Genomic DNA, 24,273 nt, shown 5'->3' on the forward strand with positions numbered 1-24,273 from the left:
CTAGTTTTTCTTATCATTTTCCAGCAGTTCAATAATGATCTTGAGCGGCTCCAGCGAATCGATATAGGCATATCTTCCGCCTGTGTATTCGCCTTTTTGCACGAGGGGCATTTGGTTGCGATCCAGCTTCGTGACGATCTCCTTCATGCCCTCGATCCTGAACGCGATATGATGTGGACCTTCTCCATGCTCATCCAAATATTCACGCCAAGTGCTTGGATGCTCATCTGGTTCAATCAGCTCCAGCTGCAGTGAGCCCATTTTGAAAAATGCCAGCTTGGCTCTCGCTTCCGAGCGTTCTCCCCGATATTCCGTTTCAGCTACATCTACAGCTCCGGTTATTGCCCAGCCTGGATTTTCCACTCCAAAAAAGTCGGCATACGCCTGTGAAGTCTTCTCAATGTCATGAACCAATATTCCGATTTGTGCAATGACGTTCGTACCGAGCAAGTTTTTTTCCATTATGGTTAGCTCCTTTAAGGATGGGATTAAAAGTAGGGTGAATAAGAGTCGCTGCGCGGTCAAGGTGTTCCTTCGATTGCTGTTGTTCCCCTATTTTCAGATTGTATAAAACATTTAGCGGTAAAAATCGGGGAACAAAGGCACCGCTCCGCTATCTCCGGAACACCCTGACCACTCCGCTCAGTATTCACCCTACTTTTTTGAGTGTAGTAATTTAGGGCACTATGAGTACATCTTTGGTATTCAACGTATTTTCATATAGTGATCAGGACTCTGTAAGGCGGATGAAACAGATGCAAAGCAGAATCCTAGCCTTTGACCGAACCAAGCAGCATTCCTTTGTTAAAATACTTTTGCAGGAAAGGATATACGACCAGCAGCGGGGCCGCTGTGAACACAACCGCAGCCATTCGTACAGCCGGGCTGAATTCCAGCCCCTCCACGGACGCCCCCATATTTTCACTCGGTTGAATCAGCATTTGACGAAGGAACACTTGTATCGGCAGTCTGTCCGATTGGTTAATATATAAGAGAGCGCTGAAGTACGAATTCCAATAATCAACCGTATAAAATAAGGTAAAGGTTGCGATTACCGGCATCGAGAGTGGAATCACAATTCTCCACAGCATACCGAATTCCGAGCAGCCGTCGATTCGTGCCGACTCTTCAATTTCCATTGGAAAATTTTGGAACGAGCTGCGAATCACTATCAGATTAAAGGGTGCAATCGCTCCAGTTAAGAATAAAGCCCAATAGCTGTCAAGTAAGCCCAAGCCTCTTACAAGCAGATAGAGCGGGATCATGCCGCCACTGAACAGCATCGTGAACAGAACGAGGAAATTGAGAATTCTGCGTCCCTTCAACCAGGTTTTGGATAATCCGTAAGCCATTAAAGTCGTAAGCACCATGCTAATGGTCGTTCCTGTAGCTGTGATCACAACCGAATTTTGAAAGGACTTGAGAAAATTGCGGTTTTCCATCAAATAGGCATAAGCGTTAGTCGTCCATACCTTCGGTATCAGAAAAAAGCCTCGTGTTAAAATTTCCTGCTTCGTGGCAAAGGAAGCCAGCAGCACATACAGGAACGGAACCACAGCTATCAATACAACGAGAACCAGCAAAGAAAAAACGACAGTTTGGTATACAGGAGCCCTACCTCTGAAATCATGTGCTTTCATCTCAATAGACCCCTTCCTCTCCGACTTTCTTCGCTATCCGATTAGCACCAATAATAAGACACAGCCCGATTACCGATTTGAACAGCCCGACCGCTGTTGTATAGCTAAAGTCTCCCTGCACGATACCCGTACGATAGACAAAGGTATCGAATACATCCGATACTTGCAGGTTCGTTGGATTTTGCATCAGGAGGATGTGTTCAAAGCCGGTATCCATTAAATAGCCGACCCTCAGGATGAACAAAATAATGATGGTAGTTCTTAATCCAGGTAACGTGATATGCCACATTTGCCGCCAACGGCTCGCCCCGTCAACAACGGCTGCTTCGTATAAGGTGGGATCGATGGAAGCAAGTGCGGCGAAGAAAATAACCGCACTCCAGCCAGCCTCTTTCCATATGCTTTGAAATACATACACATAGCGGAAATATCCACGATCCGTGAGCAGCTGAATCGGGTCGAAGCCCCATTCCATCAATAGCTTGTTGACACCGCCCTCTTGCACCGAGAACAGCAGAATCGTAATACTGACGACGATAACCCATGATAAAAAATGCGGGATGTACACGACTGTCTGCACAATTTTGCGAAACCATGCCTGCCTGACCTCATTTAGCAATAAAGCGAGCAGGATCGGAGCGGGGAAGAACAGGAATAAATTCATCCCACTCAAAATCAGCGTGTTTTTGAGCAGCAGCGTAAAGTCCTGCTCTCCAAACAGCTTGCGAAAGTTCTCAAGGCCTACCCAATCACTGTTAAGAAATCCGTCGAAGGGATCAAACGACTGGAATGCAATCAGGACCCCACCCATGGGGATGTATTTAAAAATGATAAAGTACAACAATCCCGGGAAAATCATCAGATAGAGGGGAATCCCCCGTTTCCAGGCACGGTAGCTCCTTTTGTTCTTAGCCAATGAAAGGGTGCCTTCCAGCTTGCTCTCCGTACTTATCGCTTTCATACATCATTGTCCTTTCCTTAGCATGATGTCAGCTTGATCCTCTTCGGGACAGGCATGCTCATTGCTTATTTCGTCAATTTATACTGTTCGTTCATTTCAGATATAATATTGTCTCCGCCATTTTTCTTCCATGCATCTACGGCTGCTTCGATAGCATCCACAGGTTTTTCACCCATTATGATCGCTACCATCTCGCTCATCAGCTTCTGGTCGAGCGTAGCTCCCGATTTGGTAGACGTTTCCGAGAATAGCCCTGCTCCTTTGTCAATCACTGCATACTTCTTATTCACGTCGAACAGAGCAAGCACTTTTTTCGGCTTTTCCTGATCTTCCCATGGTCTAACCGTGTTAAGCGGATCAAGCTTATGGAAGAACCAGAAGTTAATCAACATCGGACGATCCGTTTCGAATGCCGGAAGCACCTCGTATTTCTCACCGGTTTTCTTGTAGTGAATACCTTCTACACCGTAAGTGATCAGTGAATGCCCTTCAGGTGTGACCATATAATCCATTAACGCCATAATGCGTTCCTGCTTCTTCTGGTCGATCTTGGCATTAATAACAACCTTATTGGTTGTGGCATAAGTCGTATTCCCTTGAAGTCCTGTAGGACCCTTCGGCGGTACCAGTTGAACGGCCTCAGCGGTAGGCACCAGCTTTTGCAGATTCGGAAGGCCTGTATCATAAATATTGGTGGCAGGAACATCCGTAAATCCAACCTTATTTGCCTCAAATTTGAAATCCGGATCTTGTCCTTTATTGATAGCAAAGTCCTTATCGAGAATTCCATCTTTATACATTCTGCTCATGAAACCCAGGAAATCTTTCAATTCCTTCGTTTGTGCCTGCCATGGAACAATAGCACCGTTCACTTCTTTCCAGCTATTAGCGAGTCCAAAGGCAAAACGGATCGGATCGGCAGCACGGCTGAAGCTTCTGTTATTCTGGATCGCAATGGAGTAACCTATCGTATCGTCTTTGCCGTTACCGTCCGGATCATTTTTGGCAAAAGCCTTGGCAACCTCGTACAGCTCATCGGTCGTTGTCGGAGCCTTCAAATTAAGCTTGGTCAACCAGTCCTGACGGATGAATAAGGTTTCCCGGGATTCTGGAGTCCAGTTCGGCAACGCATAGATTTTACCTTTGGGATTACCGATAGCATACGTTTCCATCGGTATTTCCTTCGTTAAATTCGGATAGTTTTTGAGGATCGGCGCTATGTCGAGAAATACGCCTTTATCGCGCCATTTCAAAAACTCAGCGCTGTTGATTCTGAATACGTCCGGGAACGAATTGGACGCCGCCATAACCCCTAATTTTTCTACATAGTTGTCGGATGGAACCCATTGAATTTTCAAATCAATATTCAGCTTTTTATTTAATTCATCGATGACCGGATGTTTGTCTGACCAAGCGCCGCCTTCATAGGCGATTGACATCATGTTAATGCTGATTTTCTCACTAAATGCGTTAGCCGGCTTGCTATCTGCGGGTTTGTCTACGGCTGCATTCCCACTTGGAGCTCCTTGCGAGCACCCTGTAACGATGCTGGCAGACAGTGTAATTGCGGCGGATATTTTCATCCATTTAACCATTCTACGTTCCCCCTCAGGCAATATGAATCTTACATAACCAACATACTGCATGTTGAAAGCGAATACATTATCTGATCCTATGATTTCCGATTCAATCTTACTTACTCGAGGTGAATCGGTATTCGAATCGATACGACAGCCCCTCGTCCTGGGAACGAGCTCAGCTTGATGCCATATTTATTGCCATACTGAAGCACCAGCCTCGCGTGAACATTGGCTAACCCAAGTGAATCCTGCTGCGTGTAATTTTGCTCAACGGTGGTCGAAATCATCTCCAGCTGCTCGGTAATTCTTTGTAATTCCTCGTCCGCTATTCCGGGTCCGTTGTCCGCAACCTCGATGATCAGATCGCGCCCTTCATCGTAGGCACTAACGATGACGACACCTTCCCCGCCTCTCGGCTCAATCGCATATTTCACGGCATTTTCCACAATGGGCTGAAGAATGAACTTCACAACGCGGCAGCGGGTAAACTTTTCATTAATAAAATAACGGCTCTGAAAATGCTTCGGAAAACGGACATGAATAATATCCAAATATTTGCGAAGCTGCCCCAGCTCCTCCTCCAGATATACTTCCATATCCGTGAATTGGGCTGTATAGCGGTACACATCGGCCAGATTGCGAGCCATTCTCTCGATTACCGGTACCTTTTCCAGATAGGCCATACTCGTAATGATGCCTAACGTATTGTAGAGCAGATGCGGATTGATTTGATTTTGCAGCGCCTTGATCAACGTTTCCTTTTGCTTCAGCAGCGCCTGCATTTCCTTCAGCTGCAGATTTGAATTGGTTACAATCAGCTCATCAAGCCGCTTGACCATAATATTAAAGCTGTGAAACAGCTGCTGCAGCTCGTCCTGACCAGGTACTGATTCTGTTTGCACACTTAGATCACCCTTGGCTACCTGTCTCATCAAGCCTCTTAAAGTAAGGATCGGATCGACAAAGCGATTGGACAACAATGGAACCACCAGAATGACAAGGCAGGTAATAATAGCGAGCACAAGCAGCATCGAAATTCTTGCCGAGCTTAAGCCTACCGCCACTTCTGCAAAAGGGACTAAGGATACGATCCGCCAGCCGGTTACAGGTGAAAGTGAGCTGCCAATCAAATAATCGTCTCCATGAAACCGTTGAATCGCGGTCTCTCCCTTATCCGGAATCTTCAGGCCTGCAAGCTCAGTCTGTCTCTTTTGAAGCCCGTTCAATTCCTCATTCGGATGGTACACAATAGAATCGTCACCCGTCAAAATAAAAAATATCCCCGATTTTGCCAGCTGCGAGCTTTTGAATGCACGATCTATTTCCTGCAAAGAGATGTCTACTGCCAAAGTCCCGATCAGTTCTATCGTTTCCTTATCATAGATCGGCAGCAATACGGACATGACCGGCCGCCCATAGGCTCCTTCATATTTGGCTGTATGAGTCGGAAGAATAATAATATTCGGGGATACCGGTCTGCCATACCAAGGCTCGTCCTCAAAACGGTCCAGCTTGCCAAAATACTGTGCCATCGACACGATCTGATTCGACTTGGAAATAATAAACATGCCCTGAATCTCCGAATAATTCAGAGCCAGATATCGCCTCAGCTCCTTCTCCACATTCTGCTTATCGACATTCGTATAGCTTTTGCTGATCAGCCATTCCTGAATAGTATCATTCTGGATCAAGTACTGCGTGGACTGCTGAAGCTGCTGGTAATAGTAATCGAGATGGTAATTCAAACGTGCTGTCGCTTCATTGGATATATTGAAAAATTCTTTCTCAACCGCTTTGCTGTAATAATAATTGGACAGCAGTCCCAGCAGCAGAACCGATAATACACTGACACTGAGAAAGGCGAGCACCATCTTCATTTTGATCGAAAATTTCCGCAGCATCACGAAGGCTTTCATAGGCCCATTCTCTTTCTGTATTCCACTGGGGTAATCGTAACAATTTGTTTGAAAATCCGATTAAAATAAGGCAATGAGGAATAACCGACCATATCGGCGATTTCATATATTTTCAAGTCAGGCTCCTGCAGCAGCTCCTTGGCTTTACGAATCCGAATCAGGTTCAAATAGTTTAAACACGTCTGGCCTGTCGTTTTTTTGAACAGCATACTAAAATGAGAAATGCTCATATGTGACATCTCGGCCAGGCGCGCCAGAGCAAAATTCTCAAAATAATGAACATCCATATATTCGCATACCCGTTTAATCGAGGCATTACCGCTTTGATCCGCATATTCGGGATAGATCAGTATCCATGCTTGTATGAGCTCTGTGAAGTGCTTACGAATCGATTGCTCATCCTCAGTTGCCAAGGACATATGCGTCTGCTGCGTACCAAATGCTTGCAGCAGCTCGTTTAATTTGGATGATAAAATAGCGAATACGCTCTTGCGATAGCTCGGGGTTGTCAGCTTGAGCTTGAAGATGGCTGTTAACAAGTTGTTCAGCTCCGATTGCACGGTATGCCGGCTCATTTCTGGCAAATGCTCGACAAACTTTTGGATATTAAGTACACCTTCATGGATTTCGGTCATGCCCTCCAGCCGTTGGATCGATCGCTTCAGAGCACCATGCAGCTCCTCCTCATCAAGCGGCTTCAATAAATATTCGGTAACTCCATAACGCATGACTTTTTTGGCATACTGAAAATTATCGTAACCGCTTACAACAATCGTAACGATGGGGAGATGAGCCTGATCGATTTTTTCACACAACCAAAGACCGTTTTTGTGAGGCATCATAATATCTGTGATTACGATACTGGGCCAATGCTCCTGAATAAAGCTCCAAGCCTCATCCCCATTACCCACTTCGCCTGCTACATTGAATTGAGGCGCAAGTCGCTCGACCATTTCTGCAACCGCATCACGAATCCATATTTCGTCTTCAGCTATCAGCACCTGAAACATATAACGAAACCTCCTAAGAGCGTCCAAAAGAACGCTAGCATCGTAATCATTCATCATTCAACGTTACATCGCAGCCAACCGGCATTTCTCCACGCCGCGGTGTGCAACATGCTGTAATACCCATATCCTACTACCTGAATTGTGACTTGTCGATACATTACATGTAGGTAACTGACTTGGGTAAATTAGGATAAAGATGTACCATTTGGGGTGAAAATGACACAAAAAGCCGTGTCCCACACAGCCATCAGCCAAGCAGAATACGACTTTTTACAACAATAAGCACTTTCAATGAGGCTTATATCCAGCCCATACGTGCTTTGAGTGAATCGATTTGTGCGATATGATGCCGCCCATGCCAAGCGTATCTTTGAGCAGCGATATCCAGCGTCATGGTGCCATGAGTCGGACTTATAAAGGTACGCTGAAATTGTTCCGGTGATAATGAACGAAGCAGGACAACAAATCGCTGATGAAGCGATTCCAAAAGTAGCAATGACGTTTCTATGGGCACTTCTTGATAGTCGCTTAATTCAACCCATAATTCTTCGCGATAGGAACCTGCAACAGGAGCTTCCTCTGTTAAAGCTCTTTTAAAACGAATATAAGCATTCATATCGTTATCGGCCACATGATGCACGACCTGTTGGGTATTCCAGCCGCCAGGCCGATAAGGGGTCAGCAGCTGCTCAGCATTGAGGTTCTGCACCGTCAGTCGAAGCGCTGTGGGAATATGAGCGATGTCCTCCATCCATATGGCACGGTGCTCTGAGGTTGGATGCATCTCCGGTTTAAATGTACCCAAGGGATAAGACCATAAGTCCATATTGTCACCTCTACCTCTATTGATTATGGATCTCATTTTCATTGCAGAAATGGTTTCCTACTATTTACACAGTGTACAACTTTTCATTCATCGAATGCTAGCTGCGCGTTTGGGATACCCATAAGGAAATAGACGATCCCCTAAAGGCAACCGTCCATTGTGGAAGTGATCTATGGGTTGTATGGGAGCCGTTGGCGTTGTCTCCCACATCATAGCTTATGTAAATCTATCAACCATGGAACGACTTGTTTCTCCCTACCAAACACACATTTTCCATGAGTCCAATCCGCGAACCGCTAACCAACATAACATACAGAAGGTTAAATGGAAGGGGGTTGGAACTATGGGATATGGCGCTGGTCTTGGTGTAGGTTGCGGTAGTTGTGCTGGCTTAGGTTTGGGAACTACTACAGGTGTTATTCTTGTTCTCTTCATTCTGCTTGTTATTATTTCGAGAACATTCATCTAATATGAACCTGTAAAATGATATCACTCATCAAGACAGCAATCGTAAAGGGGTTTAAGTCCCTTAATCGGTTGCTGTCTTTTATAGTGTGATTGGGAACACGAACAATTGTGCTTTCTATTGTCTTAAATATCGTTCAAAAAAACATCACTGTCAGCTTCTGCAAGCTGCACAGTGATGCTTCATGTGATGAATCATCAGTGATATTGATATTCAACAACGTATAGAATTAACGTGGTTTCGGCATCAGCCATGCATGATCAGGATCATTATGAAACTTCCAAATCCGGTTTGGTCCAGCCATTACATTCAAGTAATAAACCTCATAGCCCGGAGGCGCAGAAACCGGATGATAGCCTTTTGGCACCAGAACCGTCTGACCGTCTTGAACAACAAGCGTCTCATCTAGCGAACGGTCGTCTGTATATACACGTTGAATCGCAAAGCCCTGCTCCGGCTGGACATGGAAATAATACGTTTCCTCCAGCAGAGACTCCTCAGGAAGTGCATCCCGGTCATGCTTATGCGGCGGATAGCTCGACCAGTGGCCATTCGGCGTAAATACCTCCACGACTAACAGGCTATCGGCAGGCTCCTGCTCAGGCAAAATATTATGAATCTGCCGCTCCATGCTGCCAGACCCACGGGTTTCTGCGCCTACTTGATCAGGTCCGATTAAACGCGCCGCGTGATTGCCATGTCCTGGTGCTGAGCATATCGCCAATTCTACCGCGGTCAACGCAAGAACCTCATAATGATCAGCGTTGGGCACATATACGGAATAAGGTCGTGTCTTTTCGAATACACTCATCCGCTGCCCGACCCCCTGCCATGCCTCATTATGGGTAGCTACATCCGCTTTTCCACTGAGCAGTACCAGGCATACCTCCTGATCTCCGGTTTCGCGTTTCACAACCTGACCCTCCGAGAGCTTCAGCACTTCAAAACCAACATACTCCCAACCGGCCGATTGCGGAGTAACCGTCAGTACGGTCCCTTCAGCGTTAGGCGCCTGCTCCGGCTTAACTATCAATTTGGACATGGTGGATCCCTCCTTCAAGTTTTCGTTAGAAAACTACTTCGTAAGCGTTACTAGGCTTCCGTAGGAAGCTGACTTCGTAAGCATAAACTTCAAGTTTTCGTTAGAAAACTACTTCGTAAGCGTTATATCAATTTATTCCGATCTCAACGGCTGAATAAGCAGGTTTAACGCTTCACTTACCTTTACGGGACGGCCCAATTGGCTGGACAGCTTGGCAGCCAACGCAATTCGCTCCGCCTGCAGGCCATCATTGCCTTCAACCGGCAGCGGCTTGTCGTTGACGATACAATCAATGAACATTTGTGTCTCTTCCACGTAAGCGGCGTTATAGCGTTCCAGGAAAAAATGCAGCGGTTTGTCGCGTGTAATCCCGTCCGCTGTGCTAATTTCTACTGTAGTCGGATGATCATTGGTGGCTGCTGTGCTGCCTTTGGACCCAAATACCTCAACCCGCTGATCATACCCGTATACAGCTTGGCGGCTGTTGTCGATAACGCCGAGCGCTCCATTCGCAAAACGAAGTGTCACAATAGCCGTATCCACATCGCCATACTCGGCAAATACAGGATTGATTAACACGTTACCGATCGCATGGACTTCCTCAACCTCACTGCCTGACAAAAAACGGGCCATATCAAAATCATGAATCATCATATCCATGAAAATCCCGCCAGACACCTTAATATAGTCCGGATGCGGCGGATTCGGATCGCGCGAAGTAATTTTCACGATATGCGGCTCACCGATCAAACCTCCCTGCACATGCTCACGAACACGCTTGAAATTGTGGTCGAAACGGCGATTAAAACCGATTTGCAGCTTCACTCCAGCTTTGCGTACAGCTTCGAGCGCTTCCTCCGTTTGTCGAATGTCCATACTCACCGGTTTTTCGCAAAAAATATGCTTGCCCTCCTCAGCCGCCTGCTTGATAAGCGGTACATGTGTATCTGTCGAGGAGCAAATAAATATCGCGTCAATCTCCGGATTAGCAATGACCTCATTGCTATCCGTAGTGACAATAGCGATTCCCCTCTCGCTAGCCCAAGCTTGCAGCTCGGGGCCAGCGAACAAGTCGCTTACAGCTACAATTTCCGTTGCTGGCAGTCTCAGCAAATTATCGGTATGAATTTTGCCAATACGCCCTGCGCCAATGATCCCAATTTTGACTTTTTTCATGATGCACTTCCTCCCGCTTTACCTGAACTTCCGAATAAACGAATCTTTTCTTGTACCTTTGCCTGAATGGCTGCTTTCGCCGGTATCAGGTAATTACGCGGATCATAAGCAGCCGGATTGTCGTTCAAAAAGCTGCGAATCGCCTCTGTGCAGGCCATTTGGTTATCCGTGTTCACATTGATTTTACTCGTTCCAAGCGCAATAGCCTGACGAATTTCCTCATCCGGTAAACCGCTTCCCCCATGCAGTACTAGTGGCAATCCGGTCAGCTTTTGAATTTGCCCCATGCGTTCAAAGCCAAGCTTCGGCTGGCCGCGATAAGGACCATGCACAGAGCCAAGCGCTGGCGCCAAACAATCAATTCCTGTAGCACGAACCAGCTCCACGCAATCCTCAGGTACGGCATACATCCCATCGGCATCATCAACCACAAGATCGTCCTCGCGGCCGGTAATCCGTCCAAGCTCCGCTTCTACCGTAGCACCAAGTACATGTGCTGCCTGCGTAACCCGCTGGGTCACATCGATATTGTACTCAAGCGAATGATGCGAGGCATCAATCATGACTGAGGTAAAGCCTGCATGGAGCGCCCGGACGCAAAGATCATAGGTGGAACCGTGATCCAGATGAAGCGCTACAGGAACGGTGATATCATAATGCTCGATCAACGCTTTGACCATACCTGCAATGCAGGGAAGACCGCCCATATAAGGAATGTAAGCCTCGCTGACACCCAGAATAACAGGTGCACGCTCCGCTTGAGCTGCCTGCAGTATAGATTGAGTAAACTCCAGATTATTTAAATTAAACTGCCCCACCGCATATTGTCCTTCCAATGCCTGCAGCAGCATCGTTTTCATGGAAACCAATGTCATGTGAATCAACTCCTTCGGTAAAGCTTGCTTCAACTGTTGCTTCTCAATATATCTGTGTCATCTCAATTATACCGACTTGACGAGGCGAACAGGCTTCTACGCGAGGTTCCACCTGTTCACACCGCTTATCGGATAGCTGTTACCAGCGGGCAGTAACCATCTTCTTGCGAGTATAAAACTCGACTCCATCTGTACCGTTGGCGTGAAGATCGCCGTAAAACGAATTTTTCCAGCCTGAGAACGGGAAGAAAGCCATCGGCGCAGGCACACCCAGATTGATGCCCAGCATGCCGGATTCGATCGTTTCGCGGAACTGACGAGCACTGCTGCCGCTTTTCGTAAACAGGCAGGCGCCATTGCCCAGCTCCGAGCGATTAGCCAATTCTACAGCTTCCTCGAGCGTAGCGACTCTGACAATAGACAATACAGGAGCAAAAATTTCATCCTCCCAAATTTTCATCTCGCTCGTCACCTTATCAAAAATCGTCGGCCCGACAAAGTACCCTTTGCCGCTTGCAGCCTCGTCCTTACGGCCATCACGAATGAGCAGTGCGCCTTCATTTTCGCCAGTTTCAATATAGGATAAGGTGCGTTCCTTATGAGGTCCGCGGATCACGGGACCGAGGAACACGCCGTCGTTCATCCCATTGCCAATCGTAAGCTGATTAGCAGCCTCGACGAGCTTGTTCACCAATGTATCACCTATCTCACCGACGGCTACGACGACGGAGCAGGCCATGCAGCGCTCTCCCGCTGAACCAAAAGCAGCATTAATAATTTCTTTAACCGAACCATCGAGATCTGCGTCAGGCATTACTATCGAGTGATTTTTTGCGCCAGCCAACGCTTGTACGCGTTTGCCATGGGCAGAGGCAGTTTTGTACACGTACTCGGCTACCGGCTGTGAGCCTACGAACGAGATCGCGCGAATATCCTTATGTGTCAGCACCCCATTAACCACATCATGTGCGCCGTGAACAATATTGAATACACCGTCAGGCAAGCCCGCTTCCTTAAACAGCTCTGCCAACCGATTCGCGAGCAGCGGCGTACGCTCGGATGGCTTCAGGATGAACGTATTGCCGCAAGCGATCGCCAGCGGAAACATCCAGCAGGGAACCATCATCGGAAAATTAAACGGCGTAATTCCGCCAACGACACCTACAGGATAGCGGTACATACCGGATTCCAGGTTAGAGGCAATATCCGGAAGCTGCTTGCCCATCATCAGATTCGGAGCACCCGCTGCAAATTCCACGCATTCAATACCACGCTGTACCTCGCCATAAGCCTCGTTGTAGCTTTTGCCGTTTTCCTCTGTGACGAGAGCAGCCAGCTCCTCCCAATGCTCAACCAGCAGCTGCTGGTATTTGAACAGAACGCGTGCCCGGCGAGGAACCGGTGTGCGGCTCCACGTTTTAAAAGCTTCTTTTGCCGTTTGTACGGCCAGGTCCACATCCTCCAAAGTAGAAAGTGGAACATATGCCAATATTTCTTCTGTTGCCGGATTGTAGACGGGCTCGCTTTGTGTGGAAACGGACTCGACCCATGCGCCGCCGATCCAGTTTTTTAAGGTTTGTGCCATGTTAGTTGTTCTCCCCTCTGATTTTAAAGCTTAAGATGCTGTAATTTCGCCGCCGTTGCAGCGTTCGATATAATCATGCACGGCTTCGGCCGAAGGCATCGCATCCGAGCAGCTGTGGCTGGAAATAACGATACACGCAGCCGCGCTGCCAAATTCCATACTTTTTTCGAGTGTCCATCCTTGCATCACGCCATATAAAAAGCCTGCCGCATAAGAGTCGCCGGCACCGAACGTTTTGACTACCTTGGCTGGAAAGCTCTGTGCCCGGTGTCCTTCGCCGTCCTTCGTGTACGCAATCGAACCGTCCTTGCCGTGCTTGATGATCACGATCTTGGCTGAGTAATCAAACCATTTGGATGCAGTCACATTATCGCTGTGCTCCGGATTGGCCTCAAATCGCTCCATCATATCAAACTCTTCACGGGTACCTAGAATAATGTCGCATTTCTCTGCTGCCAAATTGTAATAAGCGGCTGTTTCTTCAGGCGATACCCATGTATAAGGGCGATAATCCAGATCGAATACGATGACGGCACCATGTTTTTTGGCATACTGCAGTGCCTGGAATACAGCCTCTCGTGATGGACTTTGAGCAAGTGCCGTTCCCGAGATCAGCAGTACCTTCGCCTGCGCGATGATATCTTCCTGAACCTCCTCCGCAGTCAACCGCAAATCAGCCGCATTATCACGATACATCAAAATGCTGCATTCTGTCGGGCTTTTGATTTCTGTAAAAGCAAGCCCCGTCACCGCACCCGTATGGTCCGTCACAACATTCGTGGTGTCAATGTGATTTTTTTGCAGGTAATCGGCAATAAACCGTCCCATTTGATCATCGGCAATTTTTCCGATAAAAGCGGTTTTTAACCCGAATCGCGACATCCCGATCGTAATGTTGGCCGGAGAGCCTCCCACATACTTGGTGAAAGTCATTGTTTCTTCCATCGGTCGATTAATTTCGTTAGCGTTCAGATCGATGCACAGCCGCCCGATTGCTGTAAAATCCAGTGATTTTCCTGTTGGAAACGTAACATAGGTCATAGCTTGATTACCTTCTTTCCTGGTCATTGTTATCTGCACTAGCTTTCTTATTGGCTTGATTCTGATTCGTTTTATGCTTACTGGCTTTTGGCTTATTATCATTTTTTGATGATCAAGGACTCCATATGCTCCAATGCTTTCTTGGCATACTCATATGCGGGATGTGCTGCCGGGTCCTGCTCACCTTCAAGCATCGCCCATCCATCGTAACCACGTGTCAGCAGTTCATTTAAAATCGGCCCAAAATCGAGACATCCGTCACCCGGAACGGTGAACACGCCTTTGCGAATACACGTAACAAAATCGACTTGTTCGGCACGTGCCTCATCCAGCACCTCCTGACGAATATCCTTGAAATGAATATACGCAATACGGTCATAGTGCTTGAGCAGCACCTGCAGGGGGTCAGCACCTCCGTAATAAGCATGACCCGTATCATAGAGCAGATATACCTTAGCAGGATCGGTCAGCTCCAGCAATCGATCGATTTCTTCCGGACTCTCAACTGCGGTTCCGCCGTGATGATGATAGGTCAGCTTTAAACCATACTCCTGAGCAATGGCGCCAGCTGCATTCAAGCCTTCGGCGAGGCTCTGCCAGCCTGCTTCATCCAGCCGCAGCACCTCTTTTTCGTTCGGTGTGCGGCGCGGGTCAAAGTGCAATGAGCCTCCGACCTCGCAGGTGCTGATCACCGTACTGCCCATTCCATGCAAAAATTCTACGTGCTTACGGTAAGCGGCCAATTCCGATTCCCGGTATGCCGGGTCAGAAAACAGCACCGATTTCCATTGTGAGACGAGCTGAATGCCCCGCTTGGACAGCTCCTCCTGCAAAATCACGGGATCAGTCGGGTACTTTCGGCCCATTTCCGTTCCTGTCAAACCCAGAGCCTGAATATCATCCAGAATTTGCTCATAGGTCGTATCGTCACCGTGCTCCTTAACGTCCTCGCCTACCCAATTGATCGGATGGATGCCCAGCTTAAATGGCAGTTCCAGCATGCACAAACTCTCCTTTTATAAATTCGATTAGATGTTTTCTGTTTATTTCTCTTTAGTTAAATTCGGTGAATAAGGAGCGGAGGGATCAAATTATCCTGGAGAAGCGTTAGCGTTCGCCTTTGTTTCCAGATTTTTACCGCCGAATGTCTTACAAATTCAAAAAATAGGGAAACAACAGCGATCATAAGGATATTTGACCACGTAGCGGAGACTTATTCACCGAAAACTTTAAATCAGCTTGACCGCCTGAATACGCGATTTCATTTCCTGATGCGCGGCAAGCACTTTATCACTGACCGAAACCTCGGGCACGCCCACATTCCACCACGATTCGTAACCATCCGTATTCGTTCCAGCAACAACCGGAATTTCAATCAAGGTCGTAATCGTCTCTTCCTTGGCTTGCAGCAGCGCGGCTTGCAGCTCCTCGGCAGTATTCGCTTTGTACGCTTTTGCTCCCAAAGCACGCGCATGTGCAGCAAAATCGATCGGCATCACATTACCTGTTAGACGACCTGTAGTTTCGGAGCGATAACGGAATTCATTACCGAAGCCGTCGCTTCCATGACCTCTTTGCAAATTATGAATACACTGGAAGCCGTGGTTATCGAACAGCAAAATCGTAATTTTGCGACCTTCCTGCAGGCTAGTAACGAGCTCGGAATGCATCATCAAATAGCTGCCGTCTCCCACAACCGCATACACCTCACGTTCTGGCTCGGCAAGTGCAGCCCCAAAAGCACCAGCTATCTCATACCCCATGCACGAAAATCCGTATTCCATATGGTATGTCTTTGGCTCAAGCGTCCTCCACAGCCGATGTAAATCTCCGGGAAGGCTGCCCGCCGCACACACAATAACCGAGGAGGCATCCAACGTTTCATTAATGACGCCGAGCGCACGGGTTTGGGATAATCCGTCTTCATGCTGGGCAGCATACAATCGATCAACCTCGCCATCCCAACGTTTCTTCAAGTCCGCAATTTCTGAAGAGCCATAGCCATTCTCGTAGTGCACGGCAGCGAGCTTTTCCTGAAGCGCTTTCAACGACTCACGCGCATCCCCTGTAACTGACGCTCCACCGAGCTTTGCCGAATCGAATCCATTGATGTTGAGATTGATAAACTGTACATCAGGATGCGCAAATGCCGATTTGGACGCCGTTGTAAAGTCCGAATAGCGAGTTCCTACACCAATGATCAGATCCGCATCCTTGGCAAGCAGATTGGCAGCAAGTGCTCCTGTTACCCCGATCGCTCCCACATTCATAGGATGATTCCACGGCAGCGAGCTTTTCCCAGCTTGTGTCTCTGATACTGGTATGCCGAAGGCTTCAGCAAATGCAGCCAGCTCCTTTGTAGCGGACGCATACAGCACACCCCCACCTGCAACGATCAACGGTCTCTTTTTGCCCTTCATAAGCTCCAAAGCTCTATGCAATGAATCGGAGGCCGGTGGACGGCGGTCAATAAAGTGTACCTTTTTCTCAAAAAATGAAAGTGGATAATCATAAGCTTCTGCCTGGACATCCTGAGGTAGAGCCAGTGTGACCGCACCTGTTTCTGCAGGATCGGTGAGCACGCGAACAGCCTGAACCGCTGCTGTAAGCAATTGCTCGGGTCTCACGATACGATCCCAATACTTGCTGACGGTCTTGAATGCATCCGTAGCGGATACGGTATAATCTCCCTGTACCTCGAGCTGTTGAAGCACCGGATCCGGTTGTCTGGTTGCAAAATTATCTCCTGGCAGCAGCAGTACAGGTATCCGGTTGACCGTTGCCGTTGCAGCAGCAGTAACCATGTTCAGAGCCCCGGGACCAATCGAGCTCGTGCAGGCAAATATTTGTTTGCGATTCATTTGCTTGGCATAGGCAGCGGCGGCGTGGACCATCCCCTGTTCATTTTTCCCTTGAATAAAGACAAGGTCTCCTGCACTCCGCTCCAGTGCTTCTCCAAGACCCGTCACATTGCCGTGACCAAAAATGCCCATAACTCCTTTAAAAAGCTTGGTTTCTTCACCATCCTGCGAAATGTATTGCTTATCCAAAAAACGAAGCAGAGCTTGAGCCATAGTAAGTCGAATCGTACTCATTTCACGTGTCTCCCTTCCATCGTTCTTTCAATTAACGGCTAATTCGGTTCGCCAGTTATAGTGGCGAGTTTGTGGTGATCATGGTTTTGTCAGAAATAAGAAAAGCTCTTCATAAAATAGATTAAGCGCTTAACCTGTAAAAGTCCAACGCTTCAACCTCATAAGGTTAAGCGCTTAATTCAATCTTACTATAGATTTTCAACCCCGACAATACTTTTTACAAAAATTCAAAGGTCGTGCATTAATTATACCGGAAAGCTATAAATTTTCTGGAAATTGATCGTGCTTAAAACCAACTATCGGATGGTGATGTGGAATGACTGAGGGTATGTTCTAAGGGCTTTTTGCAAGAGCTCGCGATACTCAATCTGCATCATTGTATTTAGACCAGATGATTTATTACGAGAGGTAGTGGGTAATTTTCTCATGTAGTGATCTTAGTTCACTACACTAACGTTTTGATAGATATAATCTTCACTACCTCGGATTTCTGGATTGGGGGTGAGACAGTATGTATATTGGGGCCTTATCCAAGAGGCTGAATGTTTGGATAGCAAGTATGGGGATCATTATTGTTCTCTCGCTTGTTTATCAAATAATGTTACCGACTAAGGCCGAGGCTGGTTTATTGGATACAGTCACGCAGGTTACCGAGAAGGTGACTGACGTAGTAACGCCATCCAGCGAAGCTCCAGCAGCTTCGAGCTCTTCAAGCGTTCCTAGTTCTTCGAATACGCCAAGTGCGCCTGTTGAAACGCAGGGTGGTTTAACTTCGATAACGAGTACAGTTTCTAACGTGGTATCGGAAGTCACCAATGCTTCGCCTGCAAACGATAGCAGCTCGTCGCCTTCAAATGCTTCGAACCCGGCAGTTGCTTCTCCAACCGCAAAAACGGAGAAAGTTTCTATGGATTCGAGTGATGAATCATCCAAAAGCAGCGGCGGATTACTTCCCGGATTGCAAATCGAAGCGCCTTCGATCTCTATTGACACTCCAATAATTAAAACGGAAGTTCCTTCTGTGAGTGTTAATATTTCAAAAGATCGGGTATCCGATACATCCATAACAATTCCTACAGTAAAGGTTGAAACCCCGGTTGCTGGATTGCAAACCGATACGCTTAATATATCTAACGATCAAAGCAAGGGTGTTTCAATCCGTATACCAGAAGTGAAAGTGGAATCCCCGATTGTTCAAGTGCAAACACCTTCCGTGCAAGCAACAGTTCCACTTGTACCAGGTGCGTTGCCTGACCTTCAGGTTCAGTCCCCTTCCATTCAGGTTGAGACGCCTGTAATGAATGTTGAAGTGCCGAGCGTGCCAATACAAACTTCACCGGATATAATAATAGTACCTCCTCCAACAAAGGTGGAGATACCTGTTAGTTCGGTAGAAATCCCTACTTTTCCTATCGATAAAGATGAAGATGTAAACGTGGGTAATTCTGCTACCGATGTATCTGTGAAGCCCCCTTCTTCCGAGCCTTCATCCAATAACAATAGCTTAACAGCTTCTGGGGATGGCGGTAAACTTTCAGTTTTGGGGGAAGAAACAAGTTTAAATCCGACAATAAAAGACATGCCAAGTCGTGTCGAGGTCGGGGGTAACGAGCCTGTGGTCATCCCGAAGCCGAACGGAGCAGCGATTGAGCCGGAGCAAAGGATCGCATATCCTGAAACCTTTATCGACAAACCCTTATTTGATCAAAGTCATGAAGATACAGGACAAAAAATCAAACCGGATCAGCACTACCCTGCTCCAACAGCAAAAAAGAATGCTCCTATTGAACAGACACTGCCATTGCCACAGCCGAGAAATCAGTTACCTATACCATTGTTATACGTAGCATCGTCAGTTGGACAAGCAGGAGCGAGTTCAAATGCTGGGGGATCAGCCTTCGGATCAGGTAACGGTTCTTTTAATGGAAAACCGATGTCACTGTATTCGGAATCTGCATTGCCTAGTCCAGTCGAGCTCAATTTATCGTATGCTCGGTTGCAGCTTCTTGGGTCAAATCAATGGTCACAGCCACCACCTGGTCAGCCTCCACAAACACTTTCTTCTCATTCAACTGTTTTCTAAAAAAAACAAATTGAGAAGGAGTGTTTTCAAATGAAAAACTTAAATCAATGGGTGAAAATATCTTTACTTTCGGGTTCTTTAATCGCAGGTTTACTGACAGTGTCACAATCGAGTTATGCTTCCAGTCTCTCTAGCCATACCTTAGACCTTGGTGTAGATATTAACGTTGGTGTAGCTATACAATCATCGAGTCAAAACCTTGACAATGGTGGAGGTTCCAATGGACTGTCGGGAACATCCCTGCTTTCTGACAACAATAACAACTCCACTGGCAATTCCAACAGCAGCTCGAACAATGGACATAACGGCAATGATTCTAGCTCGAATTCTAATTCTAGCGAAGGTAGCTTGGATTTAGGACTGAACGCGAATGCGGCGGGCAGCTCACAAAACCAAAGCAGCACTAACTCGAACTATTGGCCTAACGAAAGTGATTCCAGCTTGAATTCTAGTTCTAGCGAAGGCAGCTTGGGGCTAGGGCTGAACGCGAATGCGGCGGGCAGCTCACAAAACCAAAGCAGCACTAGCTCGAATGATGAGCGTAACGACAGTGATTCCAGCTCGAATTATAGTTCTAGCGATGGCAGCTTGGGACTGGGGCTGAACGCGGATGCTTCGGCCAGCTCACAAAACCAAAGCAGCACTAGCTCGAATAATGAGCGTAACGACAGTGATTCCAGCTCGAATTCTAGTTCTAGCGATGGCAATTTGGGATTGGGTCTGAACGTGAATGCGGCGGGCAGCTCACAATCTGATAACAGCAACAGCTTGAACAATGGGCGTAGCACCAATGAATCGAACATGAATTCTAGTTCTAGCGAAGGTAGCCTAGGCTTTGGACTGAACGCGAATGCGGCGGGCAGCTCACAAAATCAAAGCAGCACTAGCTCGAATAATGAGCGTAACGACAGTGATTCCAGCTCGAATTCTAGTTCTAGCGATGGCAGCTTGGGACTGGGGCTGAACGCGAATGCTTCGGGCAGCTCACAAAACCAAAGCAGCACTAGCTCGAATGATGAGCGTAACGACAGTGATTCTAGCCCGAATTCTAGTTCTAGCGAAGGTAGCTTGGATTTAGGACTGAACGCGAATGCGGCGGGCTGACCCTGCCCCGAATAGATAGACACATAGAAAACCTCTATAATAAAAGTGGAGGGATATACTATGGGGCAACGGAAGAAGTTTGATAAGGCATTTAAGGAACAAGTTGTATTGCGAATACTAGCCGGCGAAACAACATTTGCGGATGCGGCCAAGGAACTGAATGTTCATTACACCACAGTCCGAGACTGGGTAAAATTTTATAAACAAGACGGAGACAGTGCGTTTCCAGGCAGCGGTCACCTTAAGGCTGAAGATGATGAGGTACGTAAGCTTCGAAAGCAGTTAGCGGATCTCAAGGAAGAGAATGATATTCTAAAAAAGGCGGCAGCCTACTTCGCGAAAAATCAGAAATAATGAGGTTCAAATTTATCTTTGAACACCGCTTCGAGTTTCGGATTGCGAAGATGTGCCAGGCTCTTAGCGTCTCAAGAAGCGGCTATTATGCTCATATCAAGCGACCGGAAAGCAAACGTAACAAAGCGAACCGAGAATTGCTTGATACGATAAAAGACATCCACACGAACAGTCGAAGAATCTACGGATCACCGCAGATTACTAAGAATTTACCGTCAGATAAGAAAGCCAGTCGGGGCCGTGTTGCGCGGTTAATGCGAGCTAACGGGATCCGATCGAAAGTGGTAAAGAAATATAAAGCAACAACAAATTCAAACCACAATCTGCCTGTTGCAGATAACATCGTGAACCAGGACTTTACAACGAGCAAACCCAATGAAAAGTGGTTGAGTGATATTACCTACATAGCAACTGCTGAAGGATGGCTTTATCTCGCTGGCGTGTTGGATTTACATGGCCGAAAACTCGTAGGCTGGGCGATGGATAGTCGTATGAAAACAGAGCTTGTCTGTGCTGCCCTGAAGCAAGCAATTGGCCGCACAGGTGCATCCAAAGGACTTATTGTACATTCTGATCGCGGCGTTCAATACGCCAGTAAAGGCTACCAGAAACTTCTTGAGAAGAACGGATTTATCTGCAGCATGAGTCGCAAAGGAAACTGTTATGATAATTCTCCAATGGAATCCTTTTGGGGAAAGTTGAAAATGGAATGGCTCAATGATTACACATTCAATACACGAGCTGAGGCTAAAAAAGCTGTGTTTGAATATATCGAGCTCTTTTACAACCGTCGGAGAACGCATTCCTCCAACGATTATGTCCCGCCATTCCTGGTCGGAGAAAGTTAGGCTAATTGGGTTCACTGAGGCTTTCTACGTGTCTACTTTTTCAGGGCAAGGTCAGGCAGCTCACAAAACCAAAGCAGCACTAACTCGAACTTTGGACGTAACGACAATGATTCTAGTTCGAATTCTAGTTCTAGCGATGGCAATTTGGGATTGGGTCTGAACGTGAATGCGGGGCAGCTCACAATCTGATAACAGCAACAGCTTGAACAATGGGCGTAGCACCAATGAATCGAACATGAATTCTGGTTCTAGCGATGGCAGCTTAGGGTTAGGACTGAACGCGAATGCTTCGGGCAGCTCACAAAACCAAAGCAGCGCTAGCTCGAATGATGAGCGTAACGACAGTGATTCTAGCTCGAATTCTAGTTCTAGCGATGGCAATTTGGGATTGGGTCTGAACGTGAATGCGGCGGGCAGCTCACAATCTGATAACAGCAACAGCTTGAACAATGGGCGTAGCACCAATGAATCGAACATGAATTCTGGTTCTAGCGATGGCAGCTTAGGGTTAGGACTGAACGCGAATGCGGCGGCAGCTCACAAAACCAAAGCAGTAGCAATTCGAACTATGGACATAACGATAATAATTCCAGCTCGAATTATAACAGTAAACAAGATTGGAACAGAGGGTACAACAACTTTAGTTATCATACTTTGAGTCAATCCGCTTTTCAGCTAGGTCTAGATTTAAATCTGGACCACTATTATGATAACAATAGCTATGACATCAATAAAGATAATTATGATTGGCTTGGCCTGTAAAAGCGAAATAAAATCTCCATTGTAGAAATTGTTAAGGAGGGCGCAAGCCCTCTTTTACTTTTCAGCTCTACTGCACCGAACCGTTAGTAATGCCCACCTTTATTCGTCTTTCCAATTCTGTTGGATTTCCGGGTTAAGTCCTTCTGCCACTTTGTTCAACAGTATTATTTGAACCCAAGTCGAAATGATTCATACTGCTCATACGGAGAGTCTACCTCTCCACCGTGACAAACGCTGAGTACCTTAGGCTTAAGCTGCTCGATAATGGAACTGCTCTCTATCGCTTGCTGCATATCGCCCGTGAACATCGCCATTGGCTTTTTGAGCTTGCCTCTGTTTGCAGTAAACAGATCTCCCGCCAGCAATACGTTATCTTCTTGATGGTAATACGCCACATGACCCGGCGAGTGCCCGGGTGTCAGATAAGGTGTGAGTCCTGCTATGATATCCAAAGCATGCATATCACCTGACCGTGCTTCTTGTCCGATACCTGTATCTGAAGCCTGCTCAGCTTGGAAAGATGCAGTTCTTTCACTAGAAACAGCAAGCGGCTGGGCCAAGCCGATTTCTACAGATGCCTCTGCTTTGGATCGGCGCGGGTAGGGAAGCTTGCCCTCCATATATGGAATTTCCTCGGCATGAGCAAATACAGGAACCTGTAGCTGCTGTCGGATCTTTTTGATACTGCCAACGTGATCGGAATGACCATGGGTTAATAATATTCGCTCCAGTGGTGCGTCCATGCGCTCAATTTGCTTAAGCAGACCGCCCGCCATTAAGGAAATACCTGTATCAACCAGCGAAAGCCCCTGTTCCGACTTCACGATCCATACTGTGATCGGGATGACTAACCATATTTTGCACGCCCAAATATGCTCGGAAATCCTTACGATTTTCATCGCTATTTCTCCTCCTGCTTTTTCGACTTTTTGTCCTTACGCTTTTTATCCTGTTTTTTGTCCTGCTTTTCTTGCTTCTCCCGCTTACCCTGCTTCTTATCCTGCCGCGTTTCCGGCTTCACGGCCGCCATCAACTGACTACTGTCCCTCTTGTGCAGCATACCTGCCAGCAGAGTCTCAATTGCTTTATCCAATATGGGTAAAATCCGCTTGAGCAGCGGTTCCAGCTGCTCTTCACTGTTCATATAAGTGAAAACCATACCATATAGCATGAAAAAATAGACTCGTGATTGATCGGTTCGTTCCTGCTCATTAACCGCTGGTACGATTTGCTCAATGCCTTCAGTCAAATAGCCGAATATCCGATTGCGCAGCTTGTTAACGTCCCACTCAGGATCCTGCTCATCCACCCTCACGGACTTCACACCGAGAATAACGGACACCATGCTTTTGTGTGACAGGCAAAACCGTAAAAACTGACGGCTCTTCTCCTCCAGCTTCTCAACCGTTGACCATTCCTCATGCTCCTGTATCGATAGCAAAAGTGTCTCTAACGACTGCAGCGGCGGTATCGCAAGCTGCTCCAAAAGTACTTCTTTATCCTTAAAATATAAATAAATGGTGGTATGGGAGCAGCCCGCATCCTTCGCAATTTCCCGCATAGTGACTGCATCATAGCCTCTTGCTGTAAACAGTTTCGCTGCTGATTCGGCTATATTGCGCTTCGTTTCCTCCGCTCTCTCGCCCTGCTTACGAATGCTTTTATCGCCATTTTCCATATCCATTCATCACCTTTCTACTCATGTAACCACTGGTTATTAACTACATAGTAACCAATGGTTACTTAAAAATCAAGCTATTTATAAAACCTAAATTTTAATCAAATCCCAAAAAACCATTATTAAAATAAGACAATTAAAGTCAGGCAAAAATCAAACTGCTCAGGTATTAAATGGCAACTTTTTTAACATAAATAAAGGAATAACGTCGTTTTTGTCGAATTATATTTC

22 protein-coding genes are annotated in these 24,273 nt (G+C 46.9%); 5 read left to right on the forward strand and 17 right to left on the reverse strand.

All coding sequences use genetic code 11. The features are described 5' to 3' along the window. The 7 genes from NST47_RS34335 to NST47_RS34365 all read right to left on the reverse strand — a co-directional run bounded on the left by NST47_RS34335 (position 1) and on the right by NST47_RS34365 (position 7,912). Positions 1–462 (reverse strand): VOC family protein, encoded by a 462-nt coding sequence (locus tag NST47_RS34335; RefSeq protein WP_076229757.1) that lies wholly within the window; start codon positions 460–462, stop codon positions 1–3. A gap of 308 nt (positions 463–770) precedes the next feature. After that, a complete protein-coding gene (locus tag NST47_RS34340) occupies positions 771–1,640 on the reverse strand; it encodes a carbohydrate ABC transporter permease (protein WP_076229756.1) in 870 nt (289 codons plus the stop codon). A 1-nt stretch (position 1,641) separates the two neighbouring features. Beyond that, positions 1,642–2,601, reverse strand: coding sequence for an ABC transporter permease (locus NST47_RS34345; RefSeq protein ID WP_076229755.1), 960 nt, complete (start codon positions 2,599–2,601; stop codon positions 1,642–1,644). Positions 2,602–2,666: 65 nt separating this feature from the next. Further along, entirely contained in the window at positions 2,667–4,196 is a 1,530-nt protein-coding gene (locus NST47_RS34350) for an extracellular solute-binding protein (RefSeq protein ID WP_341159128.1), read from the reverse strand. Between the two features lie 101 nt (positions 4,197–4,297). After that, positions 4,298–6,097, reverse strand: a complete 1,800-nt coding sequence (locus NST47_RS34355; protein WP_341159129.1) for a cache domain-containing protein — start codon at positions 6,095–6,097, stop codon at positions 4,298–4,300. Beyond that, complete coding sequence (locus NST47_RS34360; RefSeq protein ID WP_341159130.1) at positions 6,094–7,107, reverse strand: response regulator; 1,014 nt, start codon at positions 7,105–7,107, stop codon at positions 6,094–6,096. Before NST47_RS34360 ends, NST47_RS34355 begins: the two co-directional genes overlap by 4 nt. A 298-nt stretch (positions 7,108–7,405) precedes the next feature. After that, positions 7,406–7,912 carry a YfiT family bacillithiol transferase gene (locus tag NST47_RS34365; protein WP_445667427.1) on the reverse strand — a complete coding sequence of 169 codons (507 nt, stop codon included), beginning with the start codon at positions 7,910–7,912 and terminating at the stop codon, positions 7,406–7,408. 364 nt (positions 7,913–8,276) lie between these two features. On the opposite strand from NST47_RS34365, the gene NST47_RS34370 reads away from it, so the two are divergent. Beyond that, the gene (locus NST47_RS34370; RefSeq protein ID WP_341159132.1) at positions 8,277–8,402 is read left to right on the forward strand and encodes a YjcZ family sporulation protein; all 126 of its coding nucleotides are present in this window, start codon (positions 8,277–8,279) and stop codon (positions 8,400–8,402) included. A gap of 226 nt (positions 8,403–8,628) precedes the next feature. Here NST47_RS34370 and iolB read toward each other — a convergent pair whose 3' ends face one another. The 8 genes from iolB to NST47_RS34410 all read right to left on the reverse strand — a co-directional run bounded on the left by iolB (position 8,629) and on the right by NST47_RS34410 (position 18,206). Continuing rightward, on the reverse strand, positions 8,629–9,441 hold the full coding sequence (gene iolB / locus NST47_RS34375; protein WP_341159133.1) for a 5-deoxy-glucuronate isomerase: 813 nt from the start codon (positions 9,439–9,441) through the stop codon (positions 8,629–8,631). A gap of 132 nt (positions 9,442–9,573) precedes the next feature. After that, positions 9,574–10,617: an inositol 2-dehydrogenase gene (gene iolG / locus NST47_RS34380; RefSeq protein ID WP_341159134.1), complete on the reverse strand. Its 1,044-nt coding sequence runs from the start codon at positions 10,615–10,617 to the stop codon at positions 9,574–9,576. Continuing rightward, complete coding sequence (gene fba / locus NST47_RS34385) at positions 10,614–11,492, reverse strand: class II fructose-1,6-bisphosphate aldolase (protein ID WP_341159135.1); 879 nt, start codon at positions 11,490–11,492, stop codon at positions 10,614–10,616. The genes iolG and fba overlap by 4 nt, the downstream gene beginning before the upstream one ends. A 139-nt stretch (positions 11,493–11,631) precedes the next feature. Continuing rightward, positions 11,632–13,077 carry a CoA-acylating methylmalonate-semialdehyde dehydrogenase gene (locus NST47_RS34390; RefSeq protein ID WP_341159136.1) on the reverse strand — a complete coding sequence of 482 codons (1,446 nt, stop codon included), beginning with the start codon at positions 13,075–13,077 and terminating at the stop codon, positions 11,632–11,634. A gap of 30 nt (positions 13,078–13,107) precedes the next feature. Continuing rightward, positions 13,108–14,118, reverse strand: a complete 1,011-nt coding sequence (iolC, locus tag NST47_RS34395) for a 5-dehydro-2-deoxygluconokinase (RefSeq protein ID WP_341159817.1) — start codon at positions 14,116–14,118, stop codon at positions 13,108–13,110. A 98-nt stretch (positions 14,119–14,216) separates the two neighbouring features. Then, the gene (gene iolE / locus NST47_RS34400) at positions 14,217–15,119 is read right to left on the reverse strand and encodes a myo-inosose-2 dehydratase (RefSeq protein WP_341159137.1); all 903 of its coding nucleotides are present in this window, start codon (positions 15,117–15,119) and stop codon (positions 14,217–14,219) included. Between the two features lie 228 nt (positions 15,120–15,347). After that, entirely contained in the window at positions 15,348–17,213 is a 1,866-nt protein-coding gene (gene iolD, locus NST47_RS34405; protein WP_341159138.1) for a 3D-(3,5/4)-trihydroxycyclohexane-1,2-dione acylhydrolase (decyclizing), read from the reverse strand. Positions 17,214–17,804: 591 nt separating this feature from the next. Further along, positions 17,805–18,206, reverse strand: a complete 402-nt coding sequence (locus NST47_RS34410; protein ID WP_341159139.1) for a hypothetical protein — start codon at positions 18,204–18,206, stop codon at positions 17,805–17,807. Positions 18,207–18,234: 28 nt separating this feature from the next. Between NST47_RS34410 and NST47_RS34415 the strand changes: the two genes are divergently transcribed. The 4 genes from NST47_RS34415 (at position 18,235) to NST47_RS34430 (ending at position 22,260) form a co-directional block, all read left to right on the forward strand. Continuing rightward, the gene (locus tag NST47_RS34415) at positions 18,235–19,296 is read left to right on the forward strand and encodes a hypothetical protein (RefSeq protein WP_341159140.1); all 1,062 of its coding nucleotides are present in this window, start codon (positions 18,235–18,237) and stop codon (positions 19,294–19,296) included. Positions 19,297–19,326: 30 nt separating this feature from the next. Next, positions 19,327–20,400 carry a hypothetical protein gene (locus NST47_RS34420; RefSeq protein WP_341159141.1) on the forward strand — a complete coding sequence of 358 codons (1,074 nt, stop codon included), beginning with the start codon at positions 19,327–19,329 and terminating at the stop codon, positions 20,398–20,400. A 60-nt stretch (positions 20,401–20,460) separates the two neighbouring features. After that, a protein-coding gene (locus NST47_RS34425) for an IS3 family transposase (protein ID WP_341159142.1) occupies positions 20,461–21,602 on the forward strand; the annotation gives its coding sequence in 2 pieces (ribosomal slippage) (positions 20,461–20,725 and positions 20,725–21,602; 1,143 coding nt in all). A 235-nt stretch (positions 21,603–21,837) separates the two neighbouring features. Then, positions 21,838–22,260, forward strand: coding sequence for a hypothetical protein (locus NST47_RS34430; protein ID WP_341159143.1), 423 nt, complete (start codon positions 21,838–21,840; stop codon positions 22,258–22,260). Positions 22,261–22,528: 268 nt separating this feature from the next. Here NST47_RS34430 and NST47_RS34435 read toward each other — a convergent pair whose 3' ends face one another. Further along, positions 22,529–23,263 carry an MBL fold metallo-hydrolase gene (locus tag NST47_RS34435; RefSeq protein ID WP_341159144.1) on the reverse strand — a complete coding sequence of 245 codons (735 nt, stop codon included), beginning with the start codon at positions 23,261–23,263 and terminating at the stop codon, positions 22,529–22,531. A gap of 2 nt (positions 23,264–23,265) precedes the next feature. Beyond that, positions 23,266–24,042, reverse strand: coding sequence for a TetR/AcrR family transcriptional regulator (locus tag NST47_RS34440; RefSeq protein WP_341159145.1), 777 nt, complete (start codon positions 24,040–24,042; stop codon positions 23,266–23,268). Positions 24,043–24,273: the final 231 nt, after the last annotated feature.

The sequence above is a fragment of the Paenibacillus sp. FSL H8-0034 genome, assembly GCF_038000305.1.
Classification (GTDB): Bacteria; Bacillota; Bacilli; order Paenibacillales; family NBRC-103111; genus Paenibacillus_S.

Coding starts and splice junctions, on each gene's coding strand:
- NST47_RS34335 (WP_076229757.1), bottom strand. CDS start 462: ATGGAAAAAAACTTGCTCGGTACGAACGTCATTGCACAAATCGGAATA.
- NST47_RS34340 (WP_076229756.1), bottom strand. CDS start 1,640: ATGAAAGCACATGATTTCAGAGGTAGGGCTCCTGTATACCAAACTGTC.
- NST47_RS34345 (WP_076229755.1), bottom strand. CDS start 2,601: ATGAAAGCGATAAGTACGGAGAGCAAGCTGGAAGGCACCCTTTCATTG.
- NST47_RS34350 (WP_341159128.1), bottom strand. CDS start 4,196: ATGGTTAAATGGATGAAAATATCCGCCGCAATTACACTGTCTGCCAGC.
- NST47_RS34355 (WP_341159129.1), bottom strand. CDS start 6,097: ATGAAAGCCTTCGTGATGCTGCGGAAATTTTCGATCAAAATGAAGATG.
- NST47_RS34360 (WP_341159130.1), bottom strand. CDS start 7,107: ATGTTTCAGGTGCTGATAGCTGAAGACGAAATATGGATTCGTGATGCG.
- NST47_RS34370 (WP_341159132.1), top strand. CDS start 8,277: ATGGGATATGGCGCTGGTCTTGGTGTAGGTTGCGGTAGTTGTGCTGGC.
- iolB (WP_341159133.1), bottom strand. CDS start 9,441: ATGTCCAAATTGATAGTTAAGCCGGAGCAGGCGCCTAACGCTGAAGGG.
- iolG (WP_341159134.1), bottom strand. CDS start 10,617: ATGAAAAAAGTCAAAATTGGGATCATTGGCGCAGGGCGTATTGGCAAA.
- fba (WP_341159135.1), bottom strand. CDS start 11,492: ATGACATTGGTTTCCATGAAAACGATGCTGCTGCAGGCATTGGAAGGA.
- NST47_RS34390 (WP_341159136.1), bottom strand. CDS start 13,077: ATGGCACAAACCTTAAAAAACTGGATCGGCGGCGCATGGGTCGAGTCC.
- iolC (WP_341159817.1), bottom strand. CDS start 14,118: ATGACCTATGTTACGTTTCCAACAGGAAAATCACTGGATTTTACAGCA.
- iolE (WP_341159137.1), bottom strand. CDS start 15,119: ATGCTGGAACTGCCATTTAAGCTGGGCATCCATCCGATCAATTGGGTA.
- iolD (WP_341159138.1), bottom strand. CDS start 17,213: ATGAGTACGATTCGACTTACTATGGCTCAAGCTCTGCTTCGTTTTTTG.
- NST47_RS34420 (WP_341159141.1), top strand. CDS start 19,327: ATGAAAAACTTAAATCAATGGGTGAAAATATCTTTACTTTCGGGTTCT.
- NST47_RS34430 (WP_341159143.1), top strand. CDS start 21,838: ATGAATTCTGGTTCTAGCGATGGCAGCTTAGGGTTAGGACTGAACGCG.
- NST47_RS34435 (WP_341159144.1), bottom strand. CDS start 23,263: ATGAAAATCGTAAGGATTTCCGAGCATATTTGGGCGTGCAAAATATGG.
- NST47_RS34440 (WP_341159145.1), bottom strand. CDS start 24,042: ATGGAAAATGGCGATAAAAGCATTCGTAAGCAGGGCGAGAGAGCGGAG.